Consider the following 18,551-nt stretch of genomic DNA (forward strand, 5'->3'; position numbering starts at 1 on the left):
ATTCGACGGTCCCCCGGAGGATGGAACCGATTTCGCTTCGTACGCCGCTGGCGCTTCTCCTGATCTCGCTCGCCGTGATTGCTTCCGTGTGGTGGTGGCTCGCCACGCCGATTACGCTCGCGCGTGCGCCGATCGATCCCGCCGCAAAACTGCAATGCGTGTCCTACACGCCGTTCCGCGGCGCCCAGACGCCGCTCGATCCCACCACCCAGATTCCGGTCGAGCAGATCGAGCAGGACCTTGCCGATCTCGCCAAGGTCACCGACTGCGTGCGCACATATTCGATCGAGAACGGCCTCGACCAGGTGCCCGGCGTCGCGGCCAAGGTCGGACTGAAGGTGATGCAGGGCATCTGGCTCAGCAGCAACCGCTTCAAGAACCTGCAGCAGATCGCGATCGCGGTGCGGCTCGCCAAGGAATATCCCGGCGTCGTCACCTCGCTGATCGTCGGCAATGAAGTGCTGCTGCGCGGCGAGATGACAGCCGCCGATCTTGCCGGCAACATCCGCGCGGTGAAGGCTTCGGCCGGCAATATCCCGGTCACCTATGCCGACGTCTGGGAATACTGGGTGAAGAACCGCGAGATCTATGACGCGGTCGATTTCGTCACCATTCACATCCTGCCGTATTGGGAAGACATCCCGATCAAGGCCAAGTACGCCGCGGCGCATGTCGACGATATCCGCAAGCGGATGGCGGTGACGTTCCCGGGCAAGGAGATCCTGATCGGCGAGACCGGCTGGCCGAGCCAGGGCCGGATGCGGGAGGGCGCATTGCCGTCGCGCACCAACCAGGCGCGGGTGGTGTCCGAGATCCTCGACCTCGCCAAGCGCGAGGGATTCCGCGTCAACCTGATCGAGGCCTATGACCAGCCCTGGAAGCGCAAGCTCGAGGGCACGGTCGGCGGCAATTGGGGCCTGTTCGATTCGGTGAAGCGGCAGGTGAAGTATCCGCCCGGCGTTGCGATCACCAACTATCCGGAGTGGAAGCTGCAGATGGCGGGCGGCATGGCGCTGTCCATCGCAACATTCCTGGTGGCCTGGCTGACATTGCGCCGCCGGCCCTGGACGCCGCGGCCGTCGGCCTGGATCGCGGTCGCCATTTCGGCGACGACGGCGGGGACGCTGCTCGGGATCGCCGGCGACAAGATGTACTACGAGAGCTACGGCACCAGTGGCTTCCTGCATTGGGGCGTGCTGCTCGCGGCCGCGATCATCGCGCCCTTGCTGACGGCGCATGCGCTGATCGCCGGACGCTCGCTGCCGACCTTCCTGGAACTGATCGGACCGCGCGACTATCGCGGCAAGGGCGCGATCGGCGCGCTGCTGGCGATCGTGCTGGCCATCACCACGGTCATCGCCGCCGAGACCGCGCTCGGCTTCGCCTTCGATCCGCGTTATCGCGACTTCCCGTATGCCTCGCTGACCATGGCCGTGGTGCCGTTCGCACTGCTGACCATGCTCAACCGCCCCAAGGAAGGCATCCGGCCGCTCGCCGAATCCGTGTTCGCCGGCGTGCTCGCGATCGCCGCCCTCTACACGATCTACAACGAGGGCACGATCAACTGGCAGTCGGACTGGACTTGTGTGATGTATCTCTTGCTATCAGCTACGCTGTGGCGGGCGCGGGCCGCGCAAAACCCAGGATGAACAGCCCGATCGCAAGCCCTGACAACACGACGTTGTAGAGCACGATCCCGAGCCCGGCGGCGATCAGCCCGCCGGTGAGCAGCACGATCGAGGGCCGCATCAGGTTCAGCAGCGCAATCACCAGCGCGGCGATGCCGAACACCGAGTTCTTGAACAGCACGGTCGAGAGCGCGCGCGCCTTGCACAGCATGGTCTGCGTGCCGGCGTCGCAGGCCAGCGCGACGGGCGAGAACTCGATCGCCAGATAGCGCACGTAGAACGCGTAACCGACGGTGACGAAGCCGACGACCATCAGGAACTGGACCTGATAGGGGGAGAGGCGGAACGGAGGTTTTGTCATCGCGGCACTATGGTCGGGAACGGGGGCTGGGACAAGCTCGGTCAAAGCAGCGAAATCGGTTGAGAATTTGGCCGCAATCCTTTGCCGCACATGATTATTGGCTGTTTCGCCGGAACATCGACGAGATTGTCGCAGGCTCCGGCTTCTTTTCCTCCGCAACCGGCTGCGGCGGCGGGGCGAGGGTGGTGCGCTTCGGCGCCAACCGCCGGTGCGGCTGCGGCGGCCTGGTGCCGGCGGGCGGCTCATTCAGGGCCAGCCGCTGGCCGTCATAGATCGCCGTCTCGCAGGTCCGTTGCACGAGGCTGAGGCCGGCGCAGATCCGGGCGGCGGTCCCCGCGTCGTTCAGTGGTCCGGCGACCAGGCGCAACTGCATGCCGAGCCCGTTGCTGTTTTCCTTGATCACGATGATCGGCCGCAGCGCGGCCAGCGGCGCGTTGGCCTTCGCCTTCAACAGGCCGCGCCACAGCGCGCGCAGTCCATTGACCGAGTTTGCGGTGCCGAGATCGACGCCGAACTCGGTGCGGTGGATCTGCGCCTTCGGCGCGTCGTCTTCGACGTCGGAGTCCGGATCCGGCGTGATCACGAGCGGCGGGATCGGCGCGGCGCTGACGTCATTGGCGGTCGGCGGCTTGACCGTTTCGACCGTCTTGTTCGCCGCGGCATCGAGCGATGCCAGCAGCGGCTTCTCGGCAGGCGGCTTGTCGGCGACCGGTGCGGAAGCCGCCGCTGACGCGGGAGCTTTTGCATCCTCGGCACTGGCTACGGCGGCCGCGGCGCTCATCGGACTGGCAACGGATGGGATGTTGGGAGAAGCCGACGGCGGATTGTCGGATGCCGGCGGCTTCTCCGCGGCGGCTTGTTGCCTGGTCGTAGCGGGCGTCGGCTTCTTCTCGGCCACCACGGGCTTTTCGGCCACGGCTGCCGGCTTCTCGATCGGTGCCGAGACCTTGCTGTCGGGGGATGCCGGCGCCTTGTCGGCCGCGACCGGTTTGTCCGATGCGGCGGGCGGCGTGGTTGCGACAGCGGCGACGGCGGGTGCCGCAGGCGCCGCATTGGCCGAGGCCACGTCGGGCGACGCGGCCGATTTTGCTGGCGTCGGCACGAGTGCCGCCGGCTGCTTGCCGATCGTGCCGGTCACGGAGTCGAGCCCCTGTTCCAGCGTGGTGACCCGCGAGTAGAGCCGGTCACGGTCGCCGTTGAGCGTATCGATCGCGGAAGCGAGCCGGCGCGTCTCGTTATGGCTTTCCTTCGCCAGCGTCTGTAGTTGCTGGGCCTGTCGTGCGATGTCTGATGCGGCGACCAGGTCGCGCCGCATTGTCAGGGCCGACTGGTTCGCCATCACGGCGACGACGACGGCGCCGACCGCAGCCACGCCCCACGAGCCGAGCCGCCACAGCATGCGGCGATCAAAAGCATCCTCCTCGGCCAAAAAGCCGGAGGTGCTCTCGGTGTCGAAATCCGCCAGATTGTCGCGATCTTTGGCCAAAGCCCGCTTGGCCCTCCTCAAGGCCCGCCGAATCACGAGGCAAAGATTAACAGGAAATGGACCGGGAACTTGAATCCGCAGGACCATGAGGGCGAAACGGTTTCTTCTGCCGGGGAAAACAATTAAAGACGGCCTCCAAGAAGGCTTTGAACGTAGGCTTTGAACGTAAGCTTGGCGCGGCGAACATCGCGCGATATCGGGGATTTTCGAATGACTGCGCGAACCAGCCTGACAGTGGTGCTTGCGGCCGGCGAGGGCACGCGGATGCGCTCGTCGCTGCCGAAGGTGCTGCACCCCGTCGCCGGGCAGGCGCTGCTGGCGCATGTGCTCAATGCCGCCGCCAGCGGCGAGGGATCGCAACTCGCGGTCGTGATCGGCCCCGACCATGAGGCGGTCGCCGCCGAGGCGCGCCGGGTGCGGCCCGACGCCAAGGCCTACGTGCAGCGCGAGCGGCTCGGCACCGCGCACGCGGTGCTGGCCGCGCGCGAGGCGATCGCAGGCGGTGCCGACGATCTGCTGGTCGCGTTTGGCGACACGCCGCTGATCTCGGCCGAGACGTTTGCGCGGATGCGCGCGCCGCTGCGTGACGGCGCCGCGCTCGCGGTGCTCGGCTTCCATGCCGCCGATCCAACGGGCTACGGCCGGCTGGTGGTCGAGAACGGCAGACTGGTTGCGATCCGCGAGCAGGCCGACGCCAGCCCCGAGGAGCGCAAGATCGCGCTGTGCAATGCCGGCGTGATGGCGTTCGCCGGCAAGACGGCGCTCGCGATCATCGAGAAGATCGGCAACGCCAACGCCAAGGGCGAATATTATCTGACGGACGCCGTCGGCATCGTCAGGTACATGGGACTGGAGGCCGTCGTGATTGAAACCAGCGAAGACGAAGTGCGCGGCATCAACACCAAGGCGCAGCTCGCCGAGGCCGAAGCCGTGATGCAGGCGCGGCTGCGCAAGGCCGCGCTCGAGGCCGGCGTGACCCTGATCGCGCCGGACACCGTCCATCTCGCAGCCGACACCAAATTCGGCAAGGACGTCGTGATCGAGCCGTTCGTGGTGATCGGACCGGGCGTCTCGATCGACGACGGCGCCGTGATCCATTCGTTCTCGCACATCGTCGAAGCCAGCATCGGCAAGAAGGTGTCGGTCGGTCCCTATGCGCGGCTGCGGCCCGGCACCTCGCTCGGCGACGGCGCGCGGATCGGCAATTTCGTCGAGACCAAGGCCGCCGTGCTCGAGGCCGGCGTCAAGGTCAACCATCTCTCCTATGTCGGCGACGCCCATGTCGGCGCCAATTCCAACCTCGGCGCCGGCACCATCACCTGCAACTATGACGGTTTCCTCAAGCACAAGACCCTGATCGGCGAGGGCGCCTTCGTCGGCACCAATTCGTCGCTGGTCGCGCCGGTCACGATCGGCAAGGGCGCCTATATCGGCTCGGGCTCCGTCATCACCAAGGACGTCCCCGACGATGCGATGGCGCTCGAGCGCAGCGAACAGTCGATCCGCGAAGGCGGCGCAGCGCGCTACCGCGCGGCGAAGCTGAAGGCGAAGGCGGCGAAGGGGAAGTGATCAGCGTATCCGAACCCGGATGTCATCACCCGCGAATGCGCGACATCTCGTGCGTCCTGAAATGAAAGAGGCCGCCATGAGGCGGCCTCTTTCGGACCTGCTTAGTATGAAGCCTGCCCTCCGTTGCGCGAACCAATAACATTATGTCTGGCCAGACATTCGCAACGTGGTCGAAATGGTGCCCGAGCTTGCTTGACGCTGTCTTTGATGGACATCAAACGCTCAGAGCAGGCCACCATTAGCCTTCCGGCGCATCTGCTCGCACGAGCCCTGGACAAACTTTGCCAGCCATTCGAAGTTGATGAGCAGGCTTTCCGCCACTCGGCGTTCTACCGACCCTGGCTCTAACGCGTCTGCCAATCGCCGTTGACGTTCTGCGCGATCGCGGCAGGCCACGGCCCTGCTTTCGACGAACTGGAGCTCCTCCTGTGCGTCGCCTAGCTTTTTCTCTTCCTCGATCAGTATTCGGGTGACCGTCGCTCTCGTTTCGTCCGATGTGTCGTGGGCCTTCAGAAGGTCCAGACAGTGGTCGATGTTCGCACGCGCGATGAAAGTATCCATGGACGTAATCCCCACTAGCTTCCCGTCCAAGTGTGAATCCTGCTCCGGCTTTGTGACAACGGCGAGTCAATTTAGCGGGAAAGTTGCACCGTGGAACTACGGATCGGGCTGCGGGCTCGCTCGCGCAACACATGCAGTTTGTGCCAGCTGGCCATGCGGAGCCGGGTTGATCTCGCTCAAGTTGCTCGGCGGTAGGTGGGCTAAGCAATAAAGGCGTAGTCCCCCTATGCGAACAATGCCCCCGGAAGGCCGCTGGCGCTCCAAGGCCAGCGGCTTTTTCCCTTGGGTCGGCGCCTAGACGGCCTGCTGCCGTCAGCCGCCTAGACCAGTATTGGCGCTGATCAGATAGCGTCGCCCTGCGTCGGTGAATTGCATTTCCCGATCATCTTGACGGTGAAGCTGTCGGCCCGCTTGTTCTCGATGCAGAGGTGTCATTCTTCCTGGATGGCCGGTTCGGTGGCGAGTACTGGCTTGAAAGCGAACCACGTTCCAAGCTCGTCAAAAGCGCGCTTCAGGCCGAGCTTGGTGCAGGACGGCACCGACGCCGCCGGGTTCAGAAACGCAACGACGGCCGGATCATCGTCGGCAATCTCTTCAAGCACGCGATCAGGCTGCTTGCAGCCGAACCATCCGACGATCGCGCCGCGCCGTCACGTTCTGCAAATCCCATATCGATCAGCCCTCCATTGGATCGAACCAAGTCGCGCTAGCAATGCGAAGCGTCGATGGGTTATTCGCCCGGCAACGACGTTCGCATTCACGTCGGTCTACCAGAGGCGCAGGGAAGCCGGGGGCCGATCGCGCGTCCTTGTTGCCAATGCGCGAATGTCTGACTACGCTTTACCCAAGGTAGCCCTCAAGCGCTCGTTCGATCGGCCGGACGCTCATGCCCAAATTCCTCCGCATCGGAGTCCACCAGTCGAACGTGTCCGGATACACGTCGAAGGCGTGGTGCATTCGGCGCGCCGGCACGACGATTTTCCTGAAATGGGGCGCCGTCGAGGTTCAGGGCGCTGGAACCGGGCGAAAGGTCTACTGGACGTTCCCACCGCAGGAAAAAACCATTCGTTGCCGCACGGTGCAGCGCGCCCAGGACTACACCAAGGCGGCCGTCGCGCGGCGGCGCAGCCATAGCTACGAACCGCTGGCGGGAAATATCGCCAACCGGCGCCGGACCGCCGATCGAGGCTCGGAGCTCAAGCAGGCGCTCGCCACGATCCTGTTCGTCGATATCGTCCGGTCCACTGAAAAGGCCGCGCGGCTCGGCGATTCGCGTTGGGCGACGGTGATGAATCATTATTACGCCGCCGTTCGTCGCGAGCTAAAGGCCTTGCGCGGCAAGGAAGTCGTGACGACGGGTGACGGCGTGCTGGCAACGTTCGGCAAGCCTGCGGCCGGGATCCGCTGCGCGACCGCGATCCGCGAGGCAGTGCGCACGCTGGGGCTCGAGATCAGGATTGGGCTGCACGCGGGCGAATACAAGGTGAGCGGAGCCGAGGTCATCGGTCTCGCGTTTCACATCGGCGCGCGCGTCGCCGCGAAAGCGCGTGCCGGCGAGGTCCTGGTATCGAGCGCGGTCAAGGACCTGATGCTGGAGTCCGAAGTCGTTTTCAAGGATCGCGGCACACATCAGCTCAAGGGCGTGCCGGCGCGCTGGCGGCTGTACCGGGTCGAGCATTAGGGTGCCGGTGCTACGCGAGCTCCCGGAATCCATCTCACCCCTCGTCCTGAGGCCCGTTGGTTGCCGGGCTCGTAACGCGTCGCCCACAGGTGCGCGATTGCACACCGGGGAATGACGAGCGGGTTATCTACCGCGCGCCGAGGATACGCTGCCACAGCGTGCCGCCGACGACCTTCCAGCCGAGATAGAAATACGCAACGATCAGCGCGAACAGCAGCAGCGCGGGAGCGCCGGTCAGGTTGAAACCGTCCTTGGTGGTCTGGCCGGTGGCGGCCCCGATCGCATAGCCGCCGCCGAAGAACACGGTGATGAAATCGAGGAAGCCGGCAAGGCCGCGGCGCCAGAACGGTTTTGCGAGTGGCGGGGGCTGATCGTTCGACATCGCAAGGCTCCGCTGCCTACCACTTGAGAATGACCGACACCGCCGATCAGGTGAAGGCGACCTCGATCCGGTTGTCGGCCTTTCCAGTGATCCGGCACGCTCGCGACAGTGCGTCGGCGGCGATTGCGAGCTTGAACTGGTCGGGAATCCCGGAGGTCGACAGCACCTCGATCGTTGCGGTGTCGCGCGACAGGCCGCGCACCGTGCAGTCGATCGTGGAATGGCCGGCATTGAAGCTGATCGTGCCGGCCTTGAACACGCGCCGCGCGGTCGGCGCAATCGACGGCGCGCGGTCGACCCAGGCCAGCGCCTGATTGCGGCCGGCCTGCTTGGCGCCGTACATCGCAAGGTCGGCGTTGCGCAGCATGTCGTCAAAGCAATTGCCCGGCGAGAGCACCGCGCCGCCGAGGCTGCAGGTGACGCCGATGGTGCCGGCCGGTGTCTCGATCCGTGTCGCCGCAACGGCGGCACGCACCTTCTCCAGCACGCCCATCGCTTGCTCGAGCTTGGTGTGCGGCAACAGGATGCCGAACTCTTCGCCGCCGAGCCGGCCGATCAAATCGGAGCCGCGCAGCGCGCAGCGTGCGGCCTCCGCCACCGCCGCCAGCACCATGTCGCCGACCGCATGCCCGTAGGTGTCGTTGACCCGCTTGAAGTGATCGACATCGAGCACCGCGCAGGCGAGCGGGCTGATATGCCGCGTCGCCAGCGCAGTCAGCCGTTCGCCTTCGCCGCGGAAGGCGCGCCGCGACGAGCAGCCGGTGAGGGCGTCCTGCATGGACAGGTTCCGCAGCTTCAATTCATCGACGGCGATCGCGGCCAGGTCGACCAGCATGCTGGTCTCCTCGGCGCCGAAGTCATCGCGAGGGCGTGTGTCGATGGCGCACAGGCTTCCGATCACGGTGCCGGACACCTTGAGCTGTGCGCCGGCATAGAAGCGCACGAACGGCGCCCCGCGGACGAAGATGTTGTCCGCGAAGCGGGCGTCGCGCAGCATGTCGGGGACGACCAGCGGCTCATCCAGCGTGATGGTCACATTGCACGGCGCGGGCCGCCGGTCGGTTTCGCGCAGGTCCAGTCCGTCGGAGGCCTTGAACCATTGCCGGTGGCCGTCGATGAAGGTCAGCGTCGACATCGGCACGCGGAACATCTTGCGGCATAGCGAGGTCAGGCGGTCAAAGGCCAGTTCACGCGGCGTGTCGAGGACGTCGAGTTCCGCGAGCTTATCGAGGCGACGTGCCTCGCGATCATGCGCAGTATCCATCGGGGTACCTCCGGCGGCGGCACCCTCGCCGAAAGGCGTTAATGCTGCGTTGACGCGGTTAACGGCGTTTGCCCGCGGCGGTTTCATCGCCTTTAGGTGGCGGTGGTGCAAAACGCACCATGCGCAAACATGCCGCGACTGTTCTGACCGGAATCTTTTGCAGCCTGGTGACGTATTTTAGCGCCGCGCGTCTCTGCCAATGGGCAGAGACCGGACAGCTGGCGGTGCTGGCCCGGAAGACATCCGATCAACCGGAGTTCATGTCCTGGGGCGACGATCGGGTCAGCTTCGTGCTGCTGTTCGCGCTCTATCTGTTTTTCCTCAAGACCGGACTGCACGGCATGCTCGTCACGTGCCGCGACGTTTGGTTGCGTGGTCGGGGTTGGGAACCGTGAGCGAATATCTAATCCAGGCATTGATCGAAGCGATCTTCACAAAGACCGGTCGCGGGCTGTGGGGCCTCGTCGGCGTGCGGCCGTACGAGATCGTGGCGATGATCAGCGGAATGATATTCTGGGGCCTCGTGGCCATATTCGCCTACGCCAGGATGCATGGGTAGAGCCAAGCTGGGCCGCCGACGGCAGTGCCGCCGACGCACTCTTGCCAAATTAGTTAGCCCCGATTAACCAGCCTTTCGCATCAACCTTGCCGTTTAAGACTGTCGCAATCGGCAATAATTATTGAGTATCTTGCGACCGGCGATTCCCGTTAAGGGACCGTGTCGCCGCTTTGGCAAATTTTCGGCGATTTTTGGGGACATTGAACCGCATGTGCGGCATCGTCGGCATTCTTGGACGCGCTCCGGTCGCGGAGCAACTGGTGGATTCGCTGAAGCGGCTCGAATATCGCGGCTATGATTCCGCCGGTGTCGCGACGCTTGAGAACGGCGTCCTGGCGCGGCGCCGCGCCGAGGGCAAGCTGAAGAATCTGGAAACCCGGCTGGAGGCCAAGCCGCTCGGTGGCCACACCGGCATCGGCCATACCCGCTGGGCCACCCACGGCAGGCCGACCGAGAACAACGCGCATCCGCACGCCACCGAACGCGTCGCCGTCGTGCATAACGGCATCATCGAGAATTTCCGCGAGCTGCGCGAGCACCTCGAAGCCAAGGGTGCGAAGTTCGCGACCGAGACCGACACCGAGGTCGTGGTGCATCTGGTCGACAATCTGCTCAAGGGCGGCGTCGCGCCGGTCGAGGCGGTGAGGGCGGTGCTGTCGCAGCTGCGCGGCGCGTTCGCGCTCGGCTTCATCTTCGCCGGCGAGGACGATTTGATGATCGGCGCCCGCAACGGCCCGCCGCTCGCGGTCGGCCACGGCGAGGGCGAGATGTATCTCGGCTCGGATGCGATCGCGCTCGGGCCGTTCACCGACACGATCAGCTATCTCGAGGACGGCGACTGGGTGGTGCTGAACCGCAAGGGCGCGACGATCTTCGACAAGGACAACGCCATCGTCCATCGCGAGGCGATCAAGCATACGACCGCGACGGCGCTGGTCGACAAGGCGAACTATCGCCACTTCATGGCGAAGGAAATCCACGAGCAGCCGGAAGTGGTCGGGCATACGCTCGCGCGCTATGTCGACATGGCGACCGAGCGCGTCACCATGCCGGTCAAGCTGCCGTTCGACTTCAAGGACATCCAGCGTATCTCGATCACCGCCTGCGGCACCGCGAGCTATGCCGGCTTCGTCGCGAAATACTGGCTGGAGCGGCTGGCGCGGCTGCCGGTCGAGCTCGATGTCGCCTCCGAATTCCGTTACCGCGAGGCGCCGCTGCGCAAGGGCGACCTTGCGATCTTCATCTCGCAGTCCGGCGAGACCGCCGACACGCTGGCGGCGCTGCGCTACGCCAAGGCGCAGGGCGCGCACACGCTGTCGGTCGTCAACGTGCCGACCTCGACGATCGCGCGCGAGAGCGAGACCGTATTGCAGACGCTGGCCGGTCCCGAGATCGGCGTCGCCTCGACCAAGGCGTTCACCTGCCAGCTGATGGTGCTGGCCTCGCTCGCGGTTGCCGCCGGCAAGGCCCGCGGCGAGCTGTCCGATGCCGACGAGACCAAGCTGGTGCACGGCCTTGTCGAGATCCCGCGGCTGATGTCGGAAGCGCTGACCACCGAGCCGCAGATCGAGAAGTTGGCGCGCGAGATCTCGAAGTCGCGCGACGTGCTCTATCTCGGCCGCGGCACCAGCTATCCGCTGGCGCTGGAAGGCGCGCTGAAGCTGAAGGAAATCTCCTACATCCACGCCGAGGGCTACGCCGCCGGCGAGCTCAAGCACGGCCCGATCGCGTTGATCGACGAGCACATGCCGGTGGTGGTGATCGCCCCCTACGACAAGGTGTTCGAGAAGACCGTCTCCAACATGCAGGAAGTCGCCGCCCGCGGCGGCAAGATCATCCTGATGACGGACGCCAAGGGCGCCGCGGAGGCGACCATCCAGTCGCTGGTGACGATCGTGATGCCGGACATGGGGGCGACCTTCGCGCCGATGGTCTATGCCGTCCCGGTGCAGCTGCTCGCCTATCACACTGCCGTCGTGATGGGCACCGATGTCGATCAGCCCCGGAATCTGGCCAAATCGGTCACGGTCGAATAGCCGCAAGGGGGCCCGTCACGCGGCCCCTTCAAAAATCCGCTGGAATGGCTTAGCTGGGTGGTGGACTACGGCCGCTTCGACGACCCTGGAACCGCAATGACCTCCGATCAAGTGCCTCCTGACCCGTCTGGCGAATTGCATCCGGACCACCCGCGCGGGCTGATGGCGCGTTTCCGCAACTATTTCCTGACCGGCCTCGTGGTGGCCGGGCCGGTTGCGATCACCCTGTATTTGACCTGGTGGTTCGTGAACTGGGTCGACAACCTGGTCCGCCCGTTCGTGCCGACCGCCTACCGGCCGGAGACCTATCTGCCGTTCGGGCTGCCCGGTTCCGGCCTGATCGTCGCGGTCATCGCGCTGACGCTGCTCGGCTTCCTCACCGCCAACCTGATCGGGCGCACCCTGGTCGATCTCGGCGAGCGGCTGCTTGGGCGGATTCCCGCGGTGCGTGCGATCTATCGCGGCCTGAAGCAGGTGTTCGAGACGCTGTTCTCCGGCAACGGCTCGAGCTTCCGCCGCGTCGGGCTGGTCGAGTTTCCCTCGCCCGGGATGTGGTCGATCGTGCTGATCTCGCAGGCGCCGAGCGCCGAGCTCGCCGCCAGCTTCCCCGGAGGCGAGGAGCATATCTCGGTGTTCCTGCCGTGCGCGCCGAACCCGACCACCGGATTCTTCTTCTACGTGCCGAAGAGCAAGATCATCGAGATCGAGATGAGCACCGAGGATGCCGCGACGCTGATCATGTCGGCCGGCGTGGTGCAGCCCGGCACCAACGATCAGAAGCGCGCCGCAGCGCTTGCCGGCATGGCCAACGCCGCGCGGATCGCCAACCAGGCCTCGTTGCAGCCCGCCGCGCCGGCCAAGGTCGAGGGCTGATTTTTCAGCCCGCGCCGATCAGCGGGACGGCCTCGTCGCGTTCGTAGAGGTAGAGCAGGACGCGCAGCGCTTCGCCGCGCTCGCCTTTCAGCTTCGGATTGTCCTTCATGATCCGCAAGGCCTCATCGCGAGCCTGGGTGATGAGCTGGCCGTGTACCTCGGAGCGCGCGATGCGGTAGCCGGGCAGGCCGCTCTGGCGGATGCCGAGCACGTCGCCTTCGCCGCGCAGCTTCAGATCCTCCTCGGCGATCCGGAATCCGTCCGTGGTCTCGCGGATCACTTTCAGCCGTGCCTTCGACATCTCGCCGAGCGGTTCCTTGTAGAGCAGAAGGCAGGTCGAGGCCTCCGAGCCGCGGCCGATGCGGCCGCGCAATTGATGCAGTTGCGCGAGGCCGAAACGCTCGGCGTTCTCGATCACCATGATGGTCGCCGCCGGCACGTCGACGCCGACCTCGACCACCGTCGTTGCCACCAGGAGGCCGATTTCATGCGCGGCGAACTGCGCCATGACGCGGTCTTTCTCGGCGCCCTTCATCTGGCCATGCACCAGGCCGACGCGATCGCCGAACCGCTGCTGCAGGCTCTCGAAACGTTCGGTGGCGTTGGTGAGGTGCTCGGTGCCTTCGGCCTCGGATTCATCGACCAGCGGGCAGATCCAGTAGACCAGCTTGCCGGCGCTGAGCGCGCGGCCGACGCCGTCCATGACGTCCTCGATCCGGCTCATTGGCACCGCGCGCGTATCGATCGGCTGGCGGCCTGCGGGCTTCTCACGCAACTCCGAAACATCCATGTCGCCGAAATAGGTCAGCACCAGCGTGCGCGGGATCGGCGTCGCGCTCAGCACCAGCACGTCGACGGCCTCGCCCTTGGCAGTCAGCGCGAGGCGCTCGCGCACGCCGAAGCGATGCTGCTCGTCGACCACGGCGAGCGCCAGATCCTTGTAGACGACGTCGTCCTGGATCAGTGCATGGGTGCCGACCAGCAGATCGATCTCGCCGGCCTTGAGCCGCGCCAGCAGCTCGCGGCGCTCCTTGCCCTTCTCGCGGCCGGTGAGGATCGCAACCCGCATGCCGGCACGCTCGGCCAGCGGCGCGATGGTCTTGATGTGCTGGCGCGCCAGGATTTCGGTCGGCGCCATCAGCGCCGCCTGCTTGCCGGCCTCCGTGACGGCGGCGGCCGCCAGCAGCGCCACCACGGTCTTGCCGGAACCGACATCGCCCTGCACCAGGCGCAGCATCCGCACCGGCTGGCGCAGATCCTCCGTGATCGCCGCGACCGCCTCGCGCTGCGACTTGGTCAGCGCATAGGGCAGGGCATCGATGATCCTGTTGCGCAGATGGCCGTCGCCGGCATTGCGGACGCCGGCAGGGCGGCGCAGCGTGGCGCGGATCAGCGCCAGCGCGAGCTGGCCGGCGAGCAGTTCGTCGAACGCAAGCCGCGACCAGAACGGACCGTCGGGCAAAATGTCGCTCAGCTCGACTGGGACATGGACGCGGGTCAGCGCCTCCCGGATCGGCGGGAAGTTGCAGCGGCGCACCACCTCGGGGCTGATCCACTCCGGCAGATCCGGCAGCTTGGTCAGCGCCTGCGCGATCGCGCGGCGGAGCGAGCCGATCGCCAGCCCCTCCGTCAGCGGATAGACCGGATCGATGCCGGAGAGTTTTGCAAAGCCCGCTTCGTCGACGACGCGATCGGGATGCACGATCTGCGGGGTGCCGTCATACATCGCCAGCGTGCCCGAGACGTAACGCTTCTCGCCGACCGGCAGCAGCTTCTCGACATAGCCGGGCTGGGCGCGGAAGAAGGTCAGCACGACATCGCCGGTGTCGTCGCTGGCATATACAAGGTAGGGCGCGCGTGAATTGCGCGGCGGCGGCGGGCGATGGCGGTCGACGGTGACCTCCAGCGTCACCATGGTTCCGACCACAGCATCCCGGATCTTCGGCCGGGCTCGGCGGTCGATCACGCTCGCCGGCAGATGCAGCAGCAGATCGACCAGCCGCGGCGTCTCGCTGCGGTCGAGCAGGTAGCGCAGCAGCCTGTCCTGCTTCGGGCCGACGCCCGAAAGCGTCGTGACCTGGGCAAACAACGGATTGAGCAGGGCTGGGCGCATCGCAGCCCTTTACACACGACTCACGTCATGCGCGCAAGGAAACCCCAAAACGCAGCGAATGAGGGCTGACATCGGCCGTCGCCGTCGCTATATCAAGCCCGCCCGGCACGTCCGGGCTTTTCGCGTTGAACGGATTTTGGGACATGACGGGATCGACACGATCGAGCCAGGGGCTCGATGACCGCCGCAAGCGGCTACTGTTTCGCTGCTGGCACCGCGGCACCCGGGAGATGGACCTGATCCTCGGCCGGTTCGCAGACGCGACCATTGGCGAGCTGTCCGATCAGGAGCTCGGTGAGCTCGAGCATCTGATCGAGGTTCCGGATCCCGACCTCTACGCCGCGCTGACCGGCGACAAGGTGCTGCCGGCGGAATATGCGACCGCGCTGTTTGCCCGCATCAAGGCGTTCCGGGTCGCGGATCCCAGCGCATGAAGCAGCCGATGAAATCGCCGGCCGCGATGCTCGCGCCCGGTCGGGTGCTGACCATTGCCAACGTCGCCGAGGGCGCCGAGGGGCTCGTCATCTCCGATCTGGCGCGCGCCATCGCCGCGCAGCCGAAGCGGCCGGCGGTCAGCCTCGCCGTGGTCTGCCGCGACGGCGCGCGGATGCAGCAGCTCGCCCGCGCTCTGGAGTTCTTCGCCCCCGATATCGCGGTCATGCAGATCCCGGCCTGGGACTGCCAGCCCTATGACCGCGTCTCGCCGCATTCCGGTATCCTGGCGCAGCGCTTGACGGCTCTGGCGAAGCTGTCGCGGCTGACGGGCTCCGACAAGCCGCTGATCGTGCTGACCACGGTGAACGCCGTCGTGCAGCGGGTGCCGGCGCGCGACCAGGTCGCCGCCCAGGCGCTGTCGGTCGCACCCGGCAATGTGGTGCCGATGGATTCGGTCGTGGCCTGGCTGGAGCACAATGGCTACACGCGCTCCTCCACGGTGCGCGAGCCCGGCGAATACGCCGTCCGCGGCGGCATCCTCGATCTGTATCCGGCCGGCCTCGACCAGCCGGTGCGTTTCGACTTCTTCGGCGACAGTCTGGAATCGATCCGCACCTTCGATGCGGAGACCCAGCGCACGCATCTGGACATGCGCGGGCTCGACCTGGTGCCGGTCTCGGAGTTCCAGCTCACAACCGAAACCATCCGTCGTTTCCGCATGGGCTATGTCGCGGCGTTCGGCGCGCCGGAGCGCGATGACCAGCTCTATGAAGCGGTCTCCGAGGGACGCCGCCATCCCGGCATGGAGCACTGGCTGCCGCTGTTCCAGGAGCGGATGGACACGCTGTTCGATTATCTCGACGGCGCAACCATCGCGATCGAGCCGCAGGGCGAGGACGCCGCGCGCGAGCGCTTCACGCAGATTGCCGACTACTATGACGCACGGCGGGAGGCGCTGGAGCATCCGGGCAGCGGCGCGATCTACAAGCCGTTGCCGCCGGACAAGCTCTATCTGACCGAAGCCGAATGGACCAAGCTGCTCGGCGACGTGCCGCTGGCGCGGCTGACGCCGTTCGCGGTGCCCGAAGGCACCGCAGACCTGTTCGACGCCGGCGCGCGGCAGGGCCGCAATTTCGCCCCCGAGCGTGCCGACAGCAATGTCAACGTGTTCGAGGCCGTGGTCGGCCATATCGGCGCGCTGCAATCACAGCGCAAGAAGGTCATCGTCGCGCTGTGGAGCGAGGGCTCGCGCGACCGCATGGGCGCGATGCTGCGCGACCACAAGCTGCTCAACACCACCAGCGTCAACACCTGGCGGATCGTGCAGGCAACGCCGCGCAACGAGACCATGCTGGCCGTGCTCGGCATGGAGTCCGGCTTCGAGACCGACGAATTTGCCGTCATCAGCGAGCAGGATATTCTCGGCGACCGCCTGGTGCGGCCGCGCAAGGCGAGCCGCAAGCTCGACAATTTCATCTCGGAGGTGACCAGCCTCACGACCGGCGATCTCGTCGTCCATGTCGAGCACGGCATCGGCCGCTTCGTCGGCCTCCAGACGCTGGAAGTGTCCGGCGCGCCGCATGACTGTCTCGAGCTGCACTATGCGGCGGAGACGAAGCTGTTTCTGCCGGTCGAGAATATCGAGCTGCTGTCGCGCTACGGCTCCGACAGCGCCAATGTCGAGCTCGATCGTCTCGGCGGTGGCGGCTGGCAGGCGCGCAAGGCCAAGCTCAAGAACCGCATCCGCGAGATCGCGGGCGAGCTGATCAAGATCGCGGCCGAGCGGCAGCTGCACGAGGCGCCGAAATTCCCGCTGCAGCCGCACGTCTACGACGAGTTCTGCGCGCGCTTCCCCTATGAGGAGACTGAGGACCAGCTTGGGGCCATCACCTCGACCCTGAAGGACCTCGAGATCGGCCGCCCGATGGACCGGCTGATCTGCGGCGACGTCGGCTTCGGCAAGACCGAGGTGGCATTGCGCGCGGCCTTCGCCGTGGCGCTGGAGGGCCGGCAGGTCGCGGTCGTGGTGCCGACTACGCTATTGGCGCGGCAGCATTCCCGTACCTTCACTGAGCGCTTCAAGGGCTTCCCGGTCAATGTCGCGCAAGCGTCGCGGCTGGTGTCGACCAAGGAGTTGAACCAGACCAAGAAGGGGCTCGCCGACGGCAGCGTCGACATCGTCGTCGGCACCCACGCGCTGCTCGGCAAGGCGATCAAGTTCAAGGACCTCGGCCTCTTGATCGTCGACGAGGAGCAGCATTTCGGCGTCAGCCACAAGGAGCGGCTGAAGCAGCTCCGCGCCCAGGTCCATGTGTTGACGCTGTCGGCGACCCCGATCCCGCGCACGCTGCAGCTGGCGCTGACCGGCGTCCGCGAGCTGTCGATCATCGCTTCGCCGCCGGTCGATCGTCTCGCGGTGCGCACCTTCGTCGCGCCGCACGATCCCCTGATGATCCGCGAGGCACTGTTGCGCGAGCGTTATCGCGGCGGGCAGGCATTCTATGTCGTGCCGCGGATCGAGGACCTCGCCGGCGTCAAGGATTTCCTCGACAAGAACGTGCCGGAGATGAAGGTCGCGGTCGCCCACGGCCAGATGCCGCCGACCGTGATCGAGGACATCATGTCGGCGTTCTACGACGGCAAATACGACATCCTGCTTTCGACCACGATCGTGGAATCCGGTCTCGACATCCCGAACGCCAATACGCTGATCGTGCACCGCGCCGACATGTTCGGCCTCGCCCAGCTCTACCAGCTGCGTGGCCGCGTCGGCCGCTCCAAGCTGCGCGCCTATGCGCTGTTCACGCTGCCGGCGCAGCAGAAGATCACGGCGCAGGCGGAACGGCGGCTCAAGGTGCTGCAGTCACTGGAGACACTGGGCGCGGGCTTCCAGCTTGCGTCGCACGACCTCGACATTCGCGGTGCCGGCAATCTGCTCGGCGAGGAGCAGTCCGGCCATATCAAGGAAGTCGGCTTCGAGCTGTACCAGTCGATGCTGGAGGAGGCGATCGTCAACCTCAAGGCCGGCGTCGCCGAGCCCGCCGCCGACCGCTGGTCGCCGCAGATCACGATCGGCATGCCGGTGTTGATCCCCGAGGATTACGTCAACGATCTCAGCGTGCGGCTGTCGCTGTATCGCCGTCTGGCCGACCTCGACACCGACGAGGACATCGATGCCTTCGCCGCCGAGATGCGCGACCGCTTCGGCGTGCTGCCGGACGAGGTGCGTTACCTGTTCAAGGTCGCCGCGATCAAGGCTTATTGCCGCCGCGCCAATGTCGGCAAGGTCGATGCCGGTCCGAAGGGCGCCGTGATCGCATTCCGCGACAACAGCTTTGCGCATCCGGAGCGGCTGGTGACGTTCATCCGCCAGCACGGCCAGGCCGCCAAGGTGCGGCCGGACATGAAGGTGGTGTTCTTCCAGGACTGGGACACGCCGGAAGAGCGGCTCGCCGGCACGACAGAGATCCTGCGCCAGCTCGCCAACCTCGCCGAGAGCAAGAAGGCGGCGTGAGAGGTTGCTCGCGGCGCCAACCGGTTTGGCGCACACGCTGGCGCGACTGTGCAGAGATCACACATCGCGTGCTGATTTTGTCATGAGTG

Annotated in this window: 16 protein-coding genes; 9 read left to right on the plus strand and 7 right to left on the minus strand. The window is 65.9% G+C overall.

The genetic code is table 11. The features are described from left to right. The first annotated feature begins 20 nt into the window (after positions 1-20). Positions 21-1,649 carry a glycoside hydrolase family 17 protein gene (locus tag CK489_RS27800; protein ID WP_095734502.1) on the plus strand — a complete coding sequence of 543 codons (1,629 nt, stop codon included), beginning with the start codon at positions 21-23 and terminating at the stop codon, positions 1,647-1,649. On the opposite strand, the gene CK489_RS27805 is transcribed toward CK489_RS27800, so the two are convergent. Continuing rightward, positions 1,609-1,989 carry a hypothetical protein gene (locus CK489_RS27805; protein ID WP_050630792.1) on the minus strand — a complete coding sequence of 127 codons (381 nt, stop codon included), beginning with the start codon at positions 1,987-1,989 and terminating at the stop codon, positions 1,609-1,611. The two genes, CK489_RS27800 and CK489_RS27805, sit on opposite strands and share 41 nt — an antisense overlap. A gap of 94 nt (positions 1,990-2,083) precedes the next feature. Continuing rightward, a complete protein-coding gene (locus CK489_RS27810) occupies positions 2,084-3,475 on the minus strand; it encodes a hypothetical protein (RefSeq protein ID WP_095734503.1) in 1,392 nt (463 codons plus the stop codon). Positions 3,476-3,685: 210 nt separating this feature from the next. Here CK489_RS27810 and glmU point away from each other — a divergent pair, with 210 nt between their 5' ends. Then, entirely contained in the window at positions 3,686-5,044 is a 1,359-nt protein-coding gene (gene glmU / locus CK489_RS27815; RefSeq protein ID WP_095734504.1) for a bifunctional UDP-N-acetylglucosamine diphosphorylase/glucosamine-1-phosphate N-acetyltransferase GlmU, read from the plus strand. 222 nt (positions 5,045-5,266) lie between these two features. Here the strand turns inward: glmU and CK489_RS27820 are convergent, their stop codons facing one another. Both CK489_RS27820 and CK489_RS41480 read right to left on the minus strand, forming a co-directional pair. Next, positions 5,267-5,605, minus strand: coding sequence for a hypothetical protein (locus tag CK489_RS27820; RefSeq protein ID WP_063781902.1), 339 nt, complete (start codon positions 5,603-5,605; stop codon positions 5,267-5,269). A 431-nt stretch (positions 5,606-6,036) separates the two neighbouring features. Continuing rightward, positions 6,037-6,207, minus strand: coding sequence for a hypothetical protein (locus tag CK489_RS41480; RefSeq protein WP_158226509.1), 171 nt, complete (start codon positions 6,205-6,207; stop codon positions 6,037-6,039). A 284-nt stretch (positions 6,208-6,491) separates the two neighbouring features. Here CK489_RS41480 and CK489_RS27825 point away from each other — a divergent pair, with 284 nt between their 5' ends. Further along, the gene (locus tag CK489_RS27825; RefSeq protein ID WP_095734505.1) at positions 6,492-7,286 is read left to right on the plus strand and encodes an adenylate/guanylate cyclase domain-containing protein; all 795 of its coding nucleotides are present in this window, start codon (positions 6,492-6,494) and stop codon (positions 7,284-7,286) included. A gap of 127 nt (positions 7,287-7,413) precedes the next feature. Here the strand turns inward: CK489_RS27825 and CK489_RS27830 are convergent, their stop codons facing one another. Together CK489_RS27830 and CK489_RS27835 are read right to left on the minus strand one after the other, a co-directional pair. Beyond that, complete coding sequence (locus CK489_RS27830; protein ID WP_050630787.1) at positions 7,414-7,668, minus strand: hypothetical protein; 255 nt, start codon at positions 7,666-7,668, stop codon at positions 7,414-7,416. Between the two features lie 46 nt (positions 7,669-7,714). Further along, positions 7,715-8,932 carry a GGDEF domain-containing protein gene (locus CK489_RS27835; protein ID WP_050630786.1) on the minus strand — a complete coding sequence of 406 codons (1,218 nt, stop codon included), beginning with the start codon at positions 8,930-8,932 and terminating at the stop codon, positions 7,715-7,717. 119 nt (positions 8,933-9,051) lie between these two features. On the opposite strand from CK489_RS27835, the gene CK489_RS27840 reads away from it, so the two are divergent. The 4 genes from CK489_RS27840 (at position 9,052) to CK489_RS27850 (ending at position 12,400) form a co-directional block, all read left to right on the plus strand. Next, complete coding sequence (locus tag CK489_RS27840) at positions 9,052-9,327, plus strand: hypothetical protein (protein WP_095734506.1); 276 nt, start codon at positions 9,052-9,054, stop codon at positions 9,325-9,327. Then, on the plus strand, positions 9,324-9,491 hold the full coding sequence (locus CK489_RS41485) for a hypothetical protein (protein WP_158226510.1): 168 nt from the start codon (positions 9,324-9,326) through the stop codon (positions 9,489-9,491). The genes CK489_RS27840 and CK489_RS41485 overlap by 4 nt, the downstream gene beginning before the upstream one ends. Positions 9,492-9,700: 209 nt before the next feature. Next, positions 9,701-11,527, plus strand: a complete 1,827-nt coding sequence (gene glmS, locus CK489_RS27845; RefSeq protein ID WP_050630784.1) for a glutamine--fructose-6-phosphate transaminase (isomerizing) — start codon at positions 9,701-9,703, stop codon at positions 11,525-11,527. 96 nt (positions 11,528-11,623) lie between these two features. Further along, positions 11,624-12,400 (plus strand): DUF502 domain-containing protein, encoded by a 777-nt coding sequence (locus CK489_RS27850; protein WP_050630820.1) that lies wholly within the window; start codon positions 11,624-11,626, stop codon positions 12,398-12,400. A gap of 4 nt (positions 12,401-12,404) precedes the next feature. On the opposite strand, the gene recG is transcribed toward CK489_RS27850, so the two are convergent. After that, entirely contained in the window at positions 12,405-14,513 is a 2,109-nt protein-coding gene (gene recG, locus CK489_RS27855; protein ID WP_095734507.1) for an ATP-dependent DNA helicase RecG, read from the minus strand. Between the two features lie 143 nt (positions 14,514-14,656). Between recG and CK489_RS27860 the strand changes: the two genes are divergently transcribed. Beyond that, entirely contained in the window at positions 14,657-14,947 is a 291-nt protein-coding gene (locus CK489_RS27860) for an FAD assembly factor SdhE (protein WP_095734508.1), read from the plus strand. Further along, a complete protein-coding gene (gene mfd / locus CK489_RS27865) occupies positions 14,944-18,462 on the plus strand; it encodes a transcription-repair coupling factor (RefSeq protein WP_095734509.1) in 3,519 nt (1,172 codons plus the stop codon). The genes CK489_RS27860 and mfd overlap by 4 nt, the downstream gene beginning before the upstream one ends. Positions 18,463-18,551: the final 89 nt, after the last annotated feature.

Source organism: Bradyrhizobium sp. UFLA03-84 (assembly GCF_002289535.1).
GTDB classification, from domain to species: Bacteria; Pseudomonadota; Alphaproteobacteria; order Rhizobiales; family Xanthobacteraceae; genus Bradyrhizobium; species Bradyrhizobium viridifuturi.